Origin of the sequence: Enterobacter chuandaensis (genome assembly GCF_003594915.1) — a bacterium.
Lineage (GTDB): Bacteria > Pseudomonadota > Gammaproteobacteria > Enterobacterales > Enterobacteriaceae > Enterobacter > Enterobacter chuandaensis.
In genome coordinates this window covers 119491-134310 of the sequence record NZ_QZCS01000010.1, presented here as the reverse complement: position 1 = coordinate 134310, position 14820 = coordinate 119491, and the positions used below count along the sequence as shown (strand labels likewise).

The window sequence follows — 14820 nt, the reverse complement described above, 5'->3', positions numbered from 1 at the left end:
TTACTCGATGACGACCAGCGGCTCGTCAAATTCAACCGGCTGACCACTTTCGACCAGAATCGCTTTCACAGTACCTGACTTGTCAGCTTCGATCTGGTTCATCATTTTCATCGCTTCAACGATGCACAGGGTATCGCCTACGTTGACTTTCTGACCCACTTCGATGAACGCCTTCGCGTCCGGGCTCGGGGTGCGGTAGAAAGTACCAACCATTGGGGAACGTACGATGTGACCACTGATTTCTGCTGCAGCGGCAGGTGCGGCTTCAGCTGCTGCTGGCGCAACGGCTGCGGAAAGCGCAGGCTGCTGCACTGGCGCAGCGTAAGCTTGCTGCATTACCGGGAAGCTAGCGGCTGGGGCTGCACGGCTGATGCGTACAGACTCTTCGCCTTCAGAAATTTCCAGTTCGGAGATGCCTGATTCTTCAACCAGCTCGATCAGTTTTTTAATCTTACGAATATCCATGAGTGGGTTCCGTACTCTTGTTTAGTGTGATTGTGACAAGCGTTTTACCGCTGTCTGTAAAGCGTATGAATAGCCGTCTGCGCCCAGTCCGCAGATAACGCCAGCAGCGATATCCGACAGATACGAATGGTGGCGGAACGGCTCTCGGGCGTGCACATTACTCAGGTGGATCTCGATAAACGGGATACTCACCGCGAGCAGTGCGTCGCGAATAGCAACACTGGTGTGCGTAAACGCGGCCGGATTGATCAGGATATAGTCCACAGTGTCTTTAGCCTGATGAATACGGTCGATGATTGCGTACTCCGCGTTTGACTGAAAATGGTCCAAATCCACATTCAGCGAGGCTGCTTCCGTGCCCAGACGGTTAACAATTTCGCTCAATGTCAGCGTGCCGTACTTCTCTGGCTCACGGGTTCCGAGCATGTTCAGGTTCGGTCCATTTAAAACTAAGATATGGAACTTATCAGTCATTATGCCGCTATCTCCTGCGATCTTCGGATAAAAAACAAAATATACCGTCGAAGCGCAAATGTCACCTTTTCAGAGGCCTAAAACCGCTGTCGTGCGAACCAAGGTCGCACATTATAACGATTTCGTAGCATTTGGCAGCTAAATACTGGTCTTATCAGGGAAGATTATCAACCGCAATCCAAAAAAGATTTGCGGTTGAGAGGTAATCTGCGGGAAAACGCACAGTTTCGCGAACTATCGCAACCACTGGCGGAACTTCTTATAACGCCATGCTAAAAGCGCCACGGCTGCCAGCGCATAGAGGACCGGCTGCGGAGAGAGGATCTTCACCGACCACAGATAATGAATGGGGGTGAGGATCGCGACAAGATAGACGAAGTTGTGCAGCAACTGCCAGCGACGACCCAGCTTGCGCTGCGCATATTGCGTGGATGTCAGCGCTAACGCCAGTAAAACTACCCAGCTCACGATACCCAGCGTCAGATAAGGTCTGGTCACCAGTTCGCGGCCAAGCAGCGCCAGATTGTTAATTCCCAGTTCCAGCAGGGCGTAGCTGGTAAGGTGCAGCGTCGCCCAGGCAAAACACCATAGCCCCAAAAGCCGACGGGTGCGTATCAATAATGGCTGTTTAGCGTAGCGCGCCAGCGGCGAGACGAGCAAGGTTGCCAGCAAAAATTTCAGAGCCATCCGACCCGTAAAATGCTGGATATCCTTTGCCGGATCGGCGCTAAAGAGCCCCTGACTGGCCGCCCAGAACAGCCAGAGAAAAGGAAGTATCCCGGCTAAATGCAGCAGCACTTTCAGCCAGACGATCTGCTTTGCCGTTAAACGCACTCAGAAGTTCTCCCGTAAATTGAGACCACGATACAGTGACGCCACTTCATCTGCATAGCCGTTAAACAGCAGCGTGGGCTGACGCTTCACGTCCAGCGCGCCGCCGGAGCCAATAAAGCGTTCCGTCGCCTGCGACCAGCGGGGATGATCCACATGCGGGTTCACATTGGCGAAGAAACCATATTCGTTCGGGGCCGCCAGGTTCCAGGTCGTTGGCGGACGCTCGCGGGTCAGCTTAATGCTGACGATAGATTTAATCCCTTTGAAGCCATATTTCCACGGCACGGTTAAACGGATGGGGGCACCGTTCTGCGGCGGGAGCGCCTTACCGTAAACGCCGACGGTCAGCAGGGTAAGGGGATGCATGGCTTCATCAAGACGCAACCCTTCGACGTACGGATAATCAAGCCCGCCGCCGATAAACCGGTCCTTCTGACCCGGCATCTCGTCCGGGGCGTAGCGCGTCTGGAAGGCGACGTATTTTGCATTGCTGGTGGGCTCAACCATCGCCAGTAGCTTATGCAGCGGGAAGCCTACCCAGGGTACCACCATCGACCAGGCCTCTACACAGCGCATGCGATAGATACGCTCTTCGAGCGGGAAGCGGGTGGTCAGATCGTGGTGGTCCAGCGTCAACGGTTTCGCCACTTCGCCGTCGATTTTCAGCGTCCACGGATCGGTTTTCATGCTGCCGGCATTGGCGGCGGGATCGGCTTTATCCAGACCAAATTCGTAGAAGTTGTTGTAGCCGGTGACCTTATCTTCCGGCGTGAGCGCCAGCGTGTTTTGCCATTCGGCGGGTTTGGTAAAGTTAAGTGGGGCACCGGAAGGCGCCTTAGGACGATCGTTGCCTTTAAACCAGTCGAGCAGGTCAGCGTGTGCTGCTGGAGAGAGCGTCAGTGCGGTGGCGCTGATGCCAAGCATTTTCAGGATCTGGCGGCGCTGTAACATAAAGACAGACTCAGACGTTACGTCGGCTTCCGTCAGTTTTCGGTTTTTCATGGCATCCTCCGTCATGCGTTTTTCTAAGCATGACGGAGGAGAAGGATTCGCGCGAATATGTCACGAAAATTTGAAGATTAGGCGATTTTCACCAGCGCACGGCCGTGGAACTGGTTATCCATAATCTTACTGGCATATTCCGGTGCCTGGCCGAGCGTAATCTCGGTGGCGCTCTGAGTATAGAATGATTCCGGCAGATCGCGCACCAGACGCTCCCACGCTTCTGCACGGCGAGCCGCAGGCGTCATCACGGAATCCACACCCTGCAGGCGGACGTTACGCAGAATAAATGGCATCACTGTCGTTGGCAGGGCAAATCCACCCGCCAGGCCGCAGGCTGCCACGCAGCCGCCGTAGTTCATTTGTGCCAGGATCTTTGCCAGCACTTTGTCTCCGACGGTATCCACCGCGCCTGCCCAGACCTGTTTTTCCAGCGGGCGGGTTTCAGCAAACTCATCGCGGCCAATAATGCGGCTGGCACCGAGCTGGCGCAGGTAGTCATGCGTACTTTCACGGCCAGAAACCGCCGCAACCTGATAACCCAGCTTATGCAGCAGCGTGACTGCCGTGCTGCCCACGCCACCGCTGGCCCCGGTCACGACAATTTCACCTGACTCAGGACGAATGCCAGCATCTTCAAGGGCCATCACGCACAGCATGGCGGTAAAGCCTGCGGTACCAACGATCATCGCTTTGCGGCCATCCATGCCTTTTGGCATCGGCACCAGCCAGTCACCCTTCACGCGCGCCTGTGTTGCCAGCCCGCCCCAGTGATTTTCACCCACGCCCCAGCCGGTGAGCAGCACCTGCTGGCCCGCATGGAAACGCGGATCTTCGCTGCTATGAACCCGGCCAGCAAAATCAATACCCGGCACCATAGGGAAATTTCGGATGATTTTACCCTTACCGGTAATAGCCAGCGCATCTTTATAATTTAAACTGGACCAGTCGATGTCGACGGTTACTTCGCCTTCCGGCAGTCGGCTCTCTTCTACGGCCTGTATTGAGGCAAGCGTTTTACCGTCCTGCTGTTCTAAGATCAAAGCCTGCATACGGGGGTCCTCACAACTCATATGATGGGAAAATACTTTCTGAAGACTATACTCGCTCAGGGTAAAGCAATGCCGATTTAACGCAATAAATTGCCAGATACGCCAGGTTTGGTAGTATGCCGCATTTGAAATGCAAGTTAGCGCTTACTCGCTACCCCATCAACCCACGGAGTAATCTCAAGGATGCGATTAACGACGAAGTTCTCGGCTTTTATCACTTTGCTGACGGGGCTTACCATCTTTGTCACGCTTCTTGGTTGCTCTCTGAGCTTTTATAACGCCATTCAGGACAAACTGGTCAACCGGGTGGAATCTGTTGCGTCGGTCATTGATACGCGTCTGCTGACTACGCCGCTCCCTGAGCTGTCCCGGGAACTGGATGAGCTGATGGTGCCGGTTGATATTATTCAGATCGACATTCAGCAGGGAAAGCATCAGGTGTTAAGCCATGAACGGCAGGGAAGTTATCGACCTGCGGGCGTGGTGAGCCAGTATCGTGAAGTAACGGTACACTCCCTCAAAAATCCGGGCATGACCATCCACATGGTCTACCTCGATCCGATGGCCAGCTATTTCCGTTCCATGATGACCACCGCGCCGCTCACCGTCGCTGTCGCATTCATTATTCTGCTGATTTTTCTCGCGGTCCGCTGGCTGCGCCGCCAGCTTTCTGGTCAGGAACTGCTGGAGATCCGCTCCGTACGTATCCTGAACGGTGAACGCGGCCCGCAGGTGCGCGGCTCGGTTCACGAATGGCCGTCCCGCGCCAGCAGCGCGCTGGATACGCTGCTCTCCGAAATCCAGTTTGCCAGCGACCAGCGCAGCCGTATGGATACGCTGATCCGCTCTTATGCCGCGCAGGATAATAAAACAGGCCTGAACAACCGCCTTTTCTTTGATAATCAGCTTGCCACACTGCTCGACGACCCGGAAAAAGTGGGCACCCACGGGGTGGTAATGATGGTCCGCCTGCCTGATTTCGATCTGCTGCGCGATACCTGGGGACAGCGCGCCGCGGAAGAAAATCTCTTTACGCTGATCAACCTGCTCTCCACCTTTATTATGCGCTACCCGGGCGCGCTGCTGGCCCGCTATCACCGCAGTGACTTTGCCGTGTTGCTGCCGCATCGCACGTTGAAGGAGTCAGAGAGCATCGCCAGCCAGCTGCTGAAGGCCGTCGATGCGCTGCCGCAGAGCAAAATGCTCGACAGAGACGATATGGTTCATATGGGTATCTGCGCCTGGCGCGGCGGGCAGTCGACAGAGCAGGTGATGGAGCATGCGGAAGCGGCCACCCGTAATGCCGTGCTGCAGGGGGCGAACGGTTGGGCGGTCTATGACGATTCGCTGCCGGAAAAAGGGCGCGGAAACGTGCGCTGGCGTACTTTGATTGAGCAAATGCTGAGTCGCGGTGGGCCACGTATTTATCAAAAGCCGGCGGTCCTGAAAAAGGGTAACGTCCACCACCGCGAGCTGCTGTGCCGTATTTTTGACGGTACGGAAGAAGTTATTTCTGCGGAATATCTGCCGATGGTGCTGCAATTTGGGCTGTCCGAAGAGTATGACCGCCAGCAAATTACGCGGTTGATTCCGTTTTTATCCTTCTGGCCTGACGAAAATCTGGCATTACAGGTTACCGTGGAGTCGTTAATTCGCCCGCGTTTTCAGCGCTGGCTGCGTGATACCTTAATGCAATGCGAAAAATCGCAACGCAAACGCATTATTTTTGAACTTGCTGAGGCGGATGTGGGTCAACACATCAGCCGGTTGCGTCCGGTGGTACGTTTGATCAACGCGCTCGGCGCGCGCGTAGCAGTGACGCAGGCAGGTTTAACGCTGGTCAGTACCAACTGGATCAAGGAGCTGGATGTCGAGTTATTAAAATTACATCCGGGGCTGGTAAGGAATATTGAAAAGCGCACGGAAAATCAGCTGCTGGTACAGAGTCTGGTTGAAGCGTGCAAGGGAACGCGAACGCAAGTATTTGCCACGGGCGTGCGCTCCAGAGGCGAATGGCAGATGTTAACAGAGCGCGGCGTTATGGGCGGTCAGGGTGATTTTTTTGCCGCCTCTCAGCCGCTTGACACCAACGTGAAAAAATATTTGCAAAGATACTCTGTTTGACCTGCCGTTTACTTTGTTTTCACGTAGAATATCGCGCCTGTAGCTTTGAGTATGTCGAGCAAAAAGCCAGTGAACGACCTTTAACGGGTTACAAATGTTAGTGAGGGACACGACTGTTAACTCAGCCCTGAGGGAGTCAGGGGATGATTTTGTAACATCAGGAAACGTACTGCACAAATTTTCACCGTTGCAGATGATTTTTGCGCCTTGTCGCTGCTGCGTGTGGTTGGTAAAGTAAGCGGATTTTGTTTTCCGCCCCAGCTTTCAGGATTATCCCTTAGTATGTTGAAAAAATTTCGTGGCATGTTTTCCAATGACCTGTCCATTGACCTGGGTACCGCGAATACCCTTATTTATGTAAAAGGACAAGGCATCGTATTGAATGAGCCTTCTGTTGTGGCCATTCGTCAGGATCGCGCAGGCTCGCCAAAAAGCGTGGCCGCAGTGGGTCATGACGCGAAGCAGATGCTGGGTCGTACCCCTGGCAACATTGCCGCCATTCGCCCAATGAAAGACGGCGTTATCGCTGACTTCTTCGTGACTGAAAAAATGCTTCAGCACTTCATCAAGCAGGTCCACAGCAACAGCTTCATGCGCCCAAGCCCGCGTGTGTTGGTGTGTGTGCCGGTTGGCGCAACCCAGGTAGAACGTCGCGCGATTCGTGAATCCGCTCAGGGCGCAGGTGCGCGTGAAGTATTCCTGATTGAAGAGCCAATGGCTGCGGCTATCGGTGCAGGCCTGCCAGTTTCTGAAGCTACCGGCTCTATGGTGGTGGATATCGGTGGTGGTACCACTGAAGTGGCCGTTATCTCTCTGAACGGCGTGGTGTACTCCTCTTCCGTGCGTATCGGTGGTGACCGCTTCGACGAAGCGATCATTAACTACGTGCGCCGTAACTACGGCTCTCTGATCGGTGAAGCGACTGCAGAGCGCATCAAGCACGAAATCGGCTCTGCGTATCCGGGCGATGAAGTGCGCGAGATCGAAGTGCGTGGCCGTAACCTGGCTGAAGGTGTTCCACGCGGCTTTACCCTGAACTCCAACGAAATTCTGGAAGCGCTGCAGGAACCGCTGACCGGCATCGTGAGCGCGGTGATGGTTGCGCTGGAACAGTGCCCGCCAGAACTGGCATCCGATATCTCCGAACGCGGTATGGTTCTGACCGGTGGTGGTGCGCTGCTGCGTAACCTCGACCGCCTGTTAATGGAAGAGACAGGTATTCCTGTCGTAGTTGCAGAAGATCCACTGACTTGCGTCGCCCGCGGTGGTGGCAAGGCGCTGGAAATGATCGACATGCACGGCGGCGACTTGTTCAGCGAAGAGTAGTCATTGTGAAAGGGTAGCGTATCGCTACCCTTTCTCTCTGACACGAGAATACGCATAGCCTATGAAGCCAATTTTTAGCCGTGGCCCATCGCTACAGTTTCGCCTCATTCTGGCGGTTCTGGTTGCGCTTGGCGTCATTATTGCCGATAGCCGCCTCGGTACGTTCAGCCAGATCCGAACGTACATGGATACCGCCGTCAGTCCTTTCTACTTTATATCAAATGGTCCCCGTGAACTGCTCGACTCCGTTTCTCAAACGCTGTCTTCGCGAGACCAGCTCGAACTCGAAAACCGGGCATTACGCCAGGAACTGCTGCTGAAAAACAGCGAACTGCTGATGCTGGGGCAATATAAGCAGGAAAACGCGCGTCTGCGTGAACTGCTCGGCTCGCCGCTGCGTCAGGACGAGCAGAAGATGGTCACGCAGGTGATCTCCACCGTGAACGACCCTTACAGCGATCAGGTTGTGATCGACAAAGGCAGCGTGAACGGGGTGTATGAAGGTCAGCCCGTCATCAGCGATAAAGGCGTAGTAGGCCAGGTTGTCGCAGTAGCCAAACTGACCAGCCGCGTGCTGCTGATTTGCGATGCCACTCACGCGCTGCCGATCCAGGTTCTGCGTAACGACATCCGCGTGATTGCGGCCGGTAACGGCTGCACGGACGATCTGCAGCTGGAACATCTGCCTGCTAATACGGACATCCGCGTCGGTGACGTGCTGGTGACGTCCGGTCTGGGTGGACGCTTCCCGGAAGGCTACCCGGTTGCCGTGGTCTCGTCGGTGAAGCTGGATACTCAGCGTGCCTATACCGTAATTCAGGCGCGTCCAACCGCTGGTTTACAGCGTCTGCGCTATCTGCTGCTGCTCTGGGGAGCCGATCGTAACGGTGCAAACCCGATGACGCCTGAAGAGGTGCATCGCGTGGCGAATGAACGTCTGATGCAGATGATGCCGCAGGTTCTTCCGCCAGCGGACTCCATGGGGCCGCCAGCGCCAGTGCCCGCGCCGGCAACAGGATTAACGCAGCCGCTGCCTGATGCGCCGCCACCGCCTAAACTCTCTTCGGGAGGGCAGTAGTGGCAAGCTATCGTAGCCAGGGACGCTGGGTCATCTGGCTCTCATTCCTCATTGCACTGTTGCTGCAGATTATGCCCTGGCCGGATGACATTCTCGTTTTCCGGCCAAACTGGGTTCTGCTCATTTTACTTTACTGGATCCTTGCTCTGCCGCACCGCGTAAATGTCGGCACGGGATTTGTGATGGGTGCCATACTGGATCTCATTAGCGGTTCTACGCTTGGCGTACGCGCGTTATCCATGAGCATTATCGCGTATCTTGTCGCACTTAAATTCCAGCTCTTCCGGAACCTTGCGCTCTGGCAACAGGCGCTGGTGGTGATGCTGTTGTCGCTTGCCGCGGATATCGTTGTTTTCTGGGCAGAGTTTTTAGTGATCAACGTCTCTTTCCGACCGGAAGTGTTCTGGAGTAGTGTAGTAAACGGTGTGCTCTGGCCATGGTTATTCCTGCTGATGCGTAAGGTTCGCCAGCAGTTTGCTGTGCAATAAAAGGTTTCTATGACGTCTTTGTATCTCGCTTCCGGCTCCCCGCGCCGTCAGGAGCTCCTGACGCAGTTAGGGGTCTCTTTTGAACGCATCGTGACCGGCATTGAAGAAAAACGTGCTGAGGGCGAAAGTGCTCAGCAGTACGTCTCTCGTCTGGCGCGCGAGAAAGCGCAGGCTGGCGTCGCCAGCGTGCCACGCGATCTCCCCGTGCTGGGGGCAGATACCATCGTTATTCTTAACGGTGAAGTGCTTGAGAAACCGCGCGACGGCGAACATGCGGCGCGCATGCTGCGCAAAATGTCCGGGCAAACGCATCAGGTGATGACCGCCGTCGCGCTGGCTGACAGCCAAAACGTGCTGGATTGCCTGGTGGTGACGGACGTGACGTTCAGAGTACTTACCGACGATGAGATCGCCGCTTACATTGCCAGCGGTGAACCGATGGATAAAGCAGGTGCATACGGTATTCAAGGGTTGGGTGGCTGTTTTGTCAGGAAGATTAATGGCAGCTATCACGCCGTAGTCGGCTTACCGCTGGTGGAAACGTATGAGTTGCTGAGCAATTTTAACTCACTGCGTGAGGGAAGGGATAATTATGACGGCTGAATTGTTGGTAAACGTAACGCCATCGGAAACCCGTGTGGCCTATATTGATGGTGGCATTCTTCAGGAAATTCATATTGAGCGTGAAGCGCGGCGCGGAATAGTAGGCAATATCTACAAAGGTCGTGTCAGTCGTGTACTGCCGGGTATGCAGGCGGCTTTTGTAGATATTGGACTGGATAAGGCGGCATTTTTACATGCCTCCGATATCATGCCGCACACCGAGTGCGTCGCAGGCGAAGAGCAAAAACAGTTTGCCGTGCGCGACATTTCCGAGCTGGTGCGTCAGGGCCAGGACTTAATGGTGCAGGTGGTGAAAGATCCCCTTGGCACCAAAGGTGCCCGTCTGACCACCGACATCACCTTACCTTCCCGCTATCTGGTCTTTATGCCCGGCGCGTCGCACGTGGGCGTTTCCCAACGTATTGAAAGCGAAAGCGAGCGCGAGCGTCTGAAGAAAGTGGTCAGCGCTTACTGCGATGAACAGGGCGGATTTATTATCCGTACCGCCGCGGAAGGGATCAGCGAAGAAGACCTGGCGTCAGATGCGGCATACCTGAAGCGCGTCTGGACCAAAGTGATGGAGCGTAAAAAACGCAACCAGACCCGCTACCAGTTGTATGGGGAGCTGGCGCTGGCGCAGCGCGTGTTGCGTGATTTTGCCGATGCGCAGCTCGACCGTATTCGCGTGGACTCTCGTCTGACGTATGAAGCGCTGCTGGAGTTTACCGCCGAGTACATCCCGGAAATGCCTGGCCTGCTGGAGCATTACACCGGGCGTCAGCCGATCTTCGATCTCTATGATGTCGAAAACGAGATCCAGCGAGCCCTGGAGCGTAAGGTTGAGCTGAAGTCTGGCGGGTATCTGATCATCGATCAGACCGAAGCGATGACCACCGTCGATATCAACACCGGCGCGTTTGTCGGCCATCGCAATCTGGATGACACCATCTTCAATACCAACATCGAAGCCACGCAGGCGATTGCGCGCCAGCTTCGTCTGCGCAACCTCGGCGGCATTATCATCATCGACTTCATCGATATGAGCAATGAAGACCATCGCCGCCGCGTGCTGCACTCGCTGGAGCAGGCGCTAAGTAAAGATCGCGTGAAAACCAGCATCAACGGTTTCTCACAGCTGGGCCTGGTGGAAATGACGCGCAAGCGTACCCGTGAAAGCGTTGAGCATGTGCTGTGTAATGAATGCCCAACCTGCCATGGACGCGGAACGGTAAAGACGGTTGAGACCGTCTGCTACGAAATTATGCGTGAAATCGTGCGTGTTCATCATGCCTACGACTCCGATCGTTTTCTGGTCTATGCTTCCCCTGCGGTGGCTGAAGCGCTGAAAGGCGAAGAATCGCACGCGCTGGCGGAAGTGGAAATCTTTGTCGGCAAACAGGTAAAAGTACAAATTGAACCGCTCTATAACCAGGAGCAGTTCGACGTTGTGATGATGTAAGACGCAGTACGCTGCGTGACGAAAGCTGACAAGGAGAGATGCGTGAGGCGATTGCCGGGGATTTTATTGCTTGCAGGGGCAACGCTGGTCGTGATTGTCGCGTTGCTCGTGAGCGGGCTACGCCTCGTTTTGCCGCATCTGGACAGCTGGCGTCCGCAGCTGTTGGCGAAAATCGAATCCACCACCGGCGTGCCGGTGGACGTAAGCCAGGTTAGCGCCAGCTGGCAGAACTTTGGCCCGACGCTCGATGTCCGTGACATCAACGCCAGCCTGAAAGATGGCGGTCATCTCAAAATCAAACGCGTAACCCTGGCGCTGGACGTCTGGCAAAGCCTGCTGCATCTGCGCTGGCAGTTTCGCGATCTCACCTTTTATCAACTTCAGTTTCTGACCAATACGCCGCTGACGGGCGGTGATAACAATCAGGGCCTGGAAGCCAACCGCTTTAGCGATCTCTTCCTCCGCCAGTTCGATCATTTCGATCTGCGCGACAGCGAAGTGAGCTTTATTACCCTTTCCGGCCAGCGCGCTGAACTGGCCATCCCACAGCTGACCTGGCTTAACGGCAAGGATCGACACCGCGCCGAGGGGCAGGTCAATCTTTCCAGCCTGAACGGCCAGCACGGCGTCATGCAGGTGCGCATGGATCTGCGGGATGATGACGGCCTGTTAAACAACGGAAAAGTCTGGCTGCAGGCCGACGATGTGGATGTGAAACCCTGGCTCGGCGACTGGCTGCAGCAAAACATGCAGCTGGAAACCGCTCGTTTCAGCCTCGAGGGCTGGATGACCCTGACGAAAGGGAAATTTGCCAGCGGCGATATCTGGCTGAAGCAGGGGGGCGCAAGCTGGAAGGGCGAAAAACAGCAGCATCAGCTTTCCGTCGATAACCTCACCGCGCACGTGACGCAGGAGAAAGAGGGCTGGCAGTTCGCCATCCCGGATACGCGCATCACGATGGACGGCAAGCCGTGGCCGCGCGGTGCGCTGACGCTGGCCTGGATGCCGGAGCAGGACGTGGGTGGCGCAGCCAGTAAACGCAGCGACGAGCTGCGCATTCGCGCCAGCAACCTGGATCTGGCGGCCATTGAAGGCCTGCGCTCCATGGCGGCAAAGCTCTCTCCGGACCTGGGCGAGATCTGGCTGGCGACACAGCCGAGCGGAAAGATTGATTCTCTTGCGCTGGATATCCCGCTGCAGGCGACGGAAAAAACGCGTTTCCTGGCAACATGGAAAGATCTTGCCTGGAGGCAGTGGAAGATGCTGCCGGGCGCGGAGCATTTTAGCGGCAAGCTGGAAGGCAGCGTGGAGAACGGCAGGCTGACGGTCGATATGCACGATGCTAAAATGCCTTACGAGACGGTCTTCCGCGCGCCGCTGGAAATTGAACAGGGCAGCGCAGTGCTTAACTGGCTCCGTAACGATAAGGGCTTCCAGCTTGATGGTCGCCATATCGACGTCAAAGCCAAAGCGGTACGCGCGCGGGGAGACTTCCGCTATCTGCAACCGCAGGGTGACGAGCCGTGGTTGGGTATTCTGGCCGGGATCAGTACCGATGACGGCTCGCAGGCCTGGCGCTATTTCCCGGAAAACCTGATGGGGAAAGCGCTGGTCGACTATCTGAGCGGCGCGATTCAGGGCGGTCAGGCGGATAACGCCACGCTGGTCTACGGCGGTAACCCGCATCTTTTCCCGTACAAACATAATGAAGGCCAGTTCCAGGTGCTGGTGCCGCTGCACGACGCCACCTTCGCGTTCCAGCCGGGCTGGCCCGCGCTGAAAAACCTGGATATCGAGCTTAACTTCCTCAACGACGGGTTGTGGATGAAGGCAGACAACGTTGCGCTGGGCGGCGTGACGGCCAGCAACCTGACGGCCAACATCCCGGACTACTCCAAAGAGAAGCTGCTGATTGATGCTGATATCAACGGCCCGGGCAACGCGGTGGGGCCGTACTTTGAGGATACGCCGCTGAAAGAGTCGCTGGCAGCAACGCTTCAGCAACTCCAGCTTGATGGCGATGTGAATGCTCGCTTACATCTAGATATCCCGCTGGACGGTGAAATGACCACCGCCAAAGGTGATGTCCGTCTGAAGAACAACAGCCTGTACGTTAAACCGCTTGATAGCACCCTGAAAAACCTCAGCGGACAGTTCAGCTTTGTGAATGGGAATTTGAAAAGTGAGCCGCTGACGGCCAGCTGGTTTAATCAGCCCGTGAACATCGACTTCTCGACAACCGAGGGGCAAAAGGCTTATCAGGTGGCCGTTAATCTGGACGGCAACTGGCAGCCAGCGCGCATGGACGTCCTGCCGAAGCCTGTCGCGTCCTCAGTGGACGGCGCGGTCGCCTGGCAGGGGAAAGTGGCAATAGACCTGCCGTACCACGCGGGTGCGCAGTATAAGGTCGACATCACGGGCGACCTGAAAAATCTTCAAAGCCAGCTGCCCGCACCGCTGGATAAACAGGCCGGCCAGGCACTGCCGGTGAAGCTGAACGTCGATGGCAACCTCAACAGCTTCGCGCTGACCGGAAGCGCGGGCGGGACGAACCACTTCAACAGCCGCTGGCTGCTTAACCGCAAGCTTACCCTCGACAAAGCTATCTGGACGACGGACAGTAAAACCACGCCGCCGTTGCCTGAGCATGCGGGCGTTGAGCTGAATCTCCCGCCGATGGACGGTGCGGAGTGGCTGGCGTTGTTCCAGAAAGGCGTTGGGCAAAACGTTGATGAGGCCGCCCAGTTCCCGCAGACCATTACCGTACGCACGCCGTCGCTGATGCTGGGCGGGCAACAGTGGAATAACCTGAGCATTGTCTCCCAGCCAACCGCTAACGGCTCAAAAGTGGAGGCCCAGGGCAGGGAGATCAACGGCTCGCTGACCATGCGCAATCACGCGCCGTGGCAGGCAGCGATCCGCTATCTCTACTACAACCCGGCCGCCGCGAGTAAAGATAAACCGGCGAATGCCTCGCCGCTGAGTAACACTTCCCGCGTCGATTTTAGCGGCTGGCCCGATCTCCAGCTGCGCTGCGCGGAGTGCTGGCTGTGGGGGCAAAAGTATGGCCGCATCGACGGTGATTTTGCCATCCAGGGGAATACGCTCAAGCTCTCCGGCGGATTGATCGATACCGGATTTGGCCGCATGACGGCGGGCGGGGAATGGGTAAATAACCCGGGCGAGCAGCGCACATCCCTGAAGGGCGACATTAAAGGCAACAAGCTGGATGCGGCGGCCAACTTCTTTGGCATCAGCACGCCGCTGCGCGGCTCCTCGTTTAACATTAATTACGATCTTCACTGGCGTGCCGCGCCGTGGACGCCGGACGAAGCATCCCTGAACGGCATTCTGAAAACCCACTTTGGCAAAGGTGAAATCGCCGACGTCAGCACGGGGCGTGCCGGGCAGATCCTGCGCCTGTTGAGTTTTGATGCGCTGCTTCGCAAGCTGCGCTTCGATTTCAGCGACACCTTCAGCGAAGGTTTCTACTATGATTCCATCCGCAGTACGGCGTGGATCAAGGATGGGGTTATGCATACGGACGACACGCTGGTGGACGGCCTGGAAGCGGACATCGCCATGAAAGGCTCGGTCAACCTCGTGCGTCGTGAGCTGGATATGGAAGCCGTGGTGGCGCCGGAAATTTCCGCGAGCGTGGGTGTGGCGGCGGCCTTTGTGGTGAACCCGATTGTCGGTGCGGCGGTATTTGCCGCCAGTAAAGTGCTGGGGCCGCTGTGGAGTAAGGTCTCCATTCTGCGCTACCGCATTACCGGTCCGGTGGATAAACCGCAGATTAACGAGGTGCTGCGCCAGCCGCGCAAAGATGCTCAGCAATGATTTGACGTGGGCAGGTAATTGCCTCACTCTCAATAAATACGATCTTTATACCGCCACGGGCGGCAACGAACGAGT

At 56.1% G+C, this 14820-nt stretch carries 12 protein-coding genes; 7 read left to right on the top strand and 5 right to left on the bottom strand.

Features of this window, described 5'->3' with window-relative positions:
• The 5 genes from accB to acuI form a co-directional block, all read right to left on the bottom strand.
• Positions 1–465 carry an acetyl-CoA carboxylase biotin carboxyl carrier protein gene (gene accB / locus D5066_RS16145; protein ID WP_008502856.1) on the bottom strand — a complete coding sequence of 155 codons (465 nt, stop codon included), beginning with the start codon at positions 463–465 and terminating at the stop codon, positions 1–3.
• 21 nt (positions 466–486) lie between these two features.
• Entirely contained in the window at positions 487–939 is a 453-nt protein-coding gene (gene aroQ / locus D5066_RS16140; RefSeq protein WP_119916506.1) for a type II 3-dehydroquinate dehydratase, read from the bottom strand.
• 234 nt (positions 940–1173) lie between these two features.
• Positions 1174–1773 (bottom strand): protein-methionine-sulfoxide reductase heme-binding subunit MsrQ, encoded by a 600-nt coding sequence (gene msrQ / locus D5066_RS16135; protein ID WP_119916505.1) that lies wholly within the window; start codon positions 1771–1773, stop codon positions 1174–1176.
• Positions 1774–2775, bottom strand: a complete 1002-nt coding sequence (gene msrP / locus D5066_RS16130) for a protein-methionine-sulfoxide reductase catalytic subunit MsrP (protein WP_119916504.1) — start codon at positions 2773–2775, stop codon at positions 1774–1776.
• Positions 2776–2852: 77 nt separating this feature from the next.
• Positions 2853–3827 carry an acrylyl-CoA reductase (NADPH) gene (acuI, locus tag D5066_RS16125; protein ID WP_119916503.1) on the bottom strand — a complete coding sequence of 325 codons (975 nt, stop codon included), beginning with the start codon at positions 3825–3827 and terminating at the stop codon, positions 2853–2855.
• A 183-nt stretch (positions 3828–4010) separates the two neighbouring features.
• Between acuI and csrD the strand changes: the two genes are divergently transcribed.
• From csrD to yhdP, 7 genes are all read left to right on the top strand, one after another.
• Complete coding sequence (gene csrD, locus D5066_RS16120) at positions 4011–5951, top strand: RNase E specificity factor CsrD (protein ID WP_119916502.1); 1941 nt, start codon at positions 4011–4013, stop codon at positions 5949–5951.
• A gap of 282 nt (positions 5952–6233) precedes the next feature.
• Entirely contained in the window at positions 6234–7277 is a 1044-nt protein-coding gene (gene mreB / locus D5066_RS16115; protein WP_000913396.1) for a rod shape-determining protein MreB, read from the top strand.
• 61 nt (positions 7278–7338) lie between these two features.
• Positions 7339–8355 (top strand): rod shape-determining protein MreC, encoded by a 1017-nt coding sequence (gene mreC, locus D5066_RS16110; RefSeq protein ID WP_032650442.1) that lies wholly within the window; start codon positions 7339–7341, stop codon positions 8353–8355.
• Positions 8355–8843, top strand: coding sequence for a rod shape-determining protein MreD (gene mreD / locus D5066_RS16105; RefSeq protein ID WP_014071997.1), 489 nt, complete (start codon positions 8355–8357; stop codon positions 8841–8843). The genes mreC and mreD overlap by 1 nt, the downstream gene beginning before the upstream one ends.
• A gap of 9 nt (positions 8844–8852) precedes the next feature.
• Entirely contained in the window at positions 8853–9446 is a 594-nt protein-coding gene (locus D5066_RS16100) for a Maf family protein (protein ID WP_119916501.1), read from the top strand.
• Positions 9436–10905, top strand: coding sequence for a ribonuclease G (gene rng / locus D5066_RS16095; protein WP_008502847.1), 1470 nt, complete (start codon positions 9436–9438; stop codon positions 10903–10905). Before D5066_RS16100 ends, rng begins: the two co-directional genes overlap by 11 nt.
• A gap of 42 nt (positions 10906–10947) precedes the next feature.
• Complete coding sequence (gene yhdP, locus D5066_RS16090) at positions 10948–14745, top strand: AsmA2 domain-containing protein YhdP (protein ID WP_119916500.1); 3798 nt, start codon at positions 10948–10950, stop codon at positions 14743–14745.
• The last annotated feature ends 75 nt before the right edge of the window (positions 14746–14820 follow it).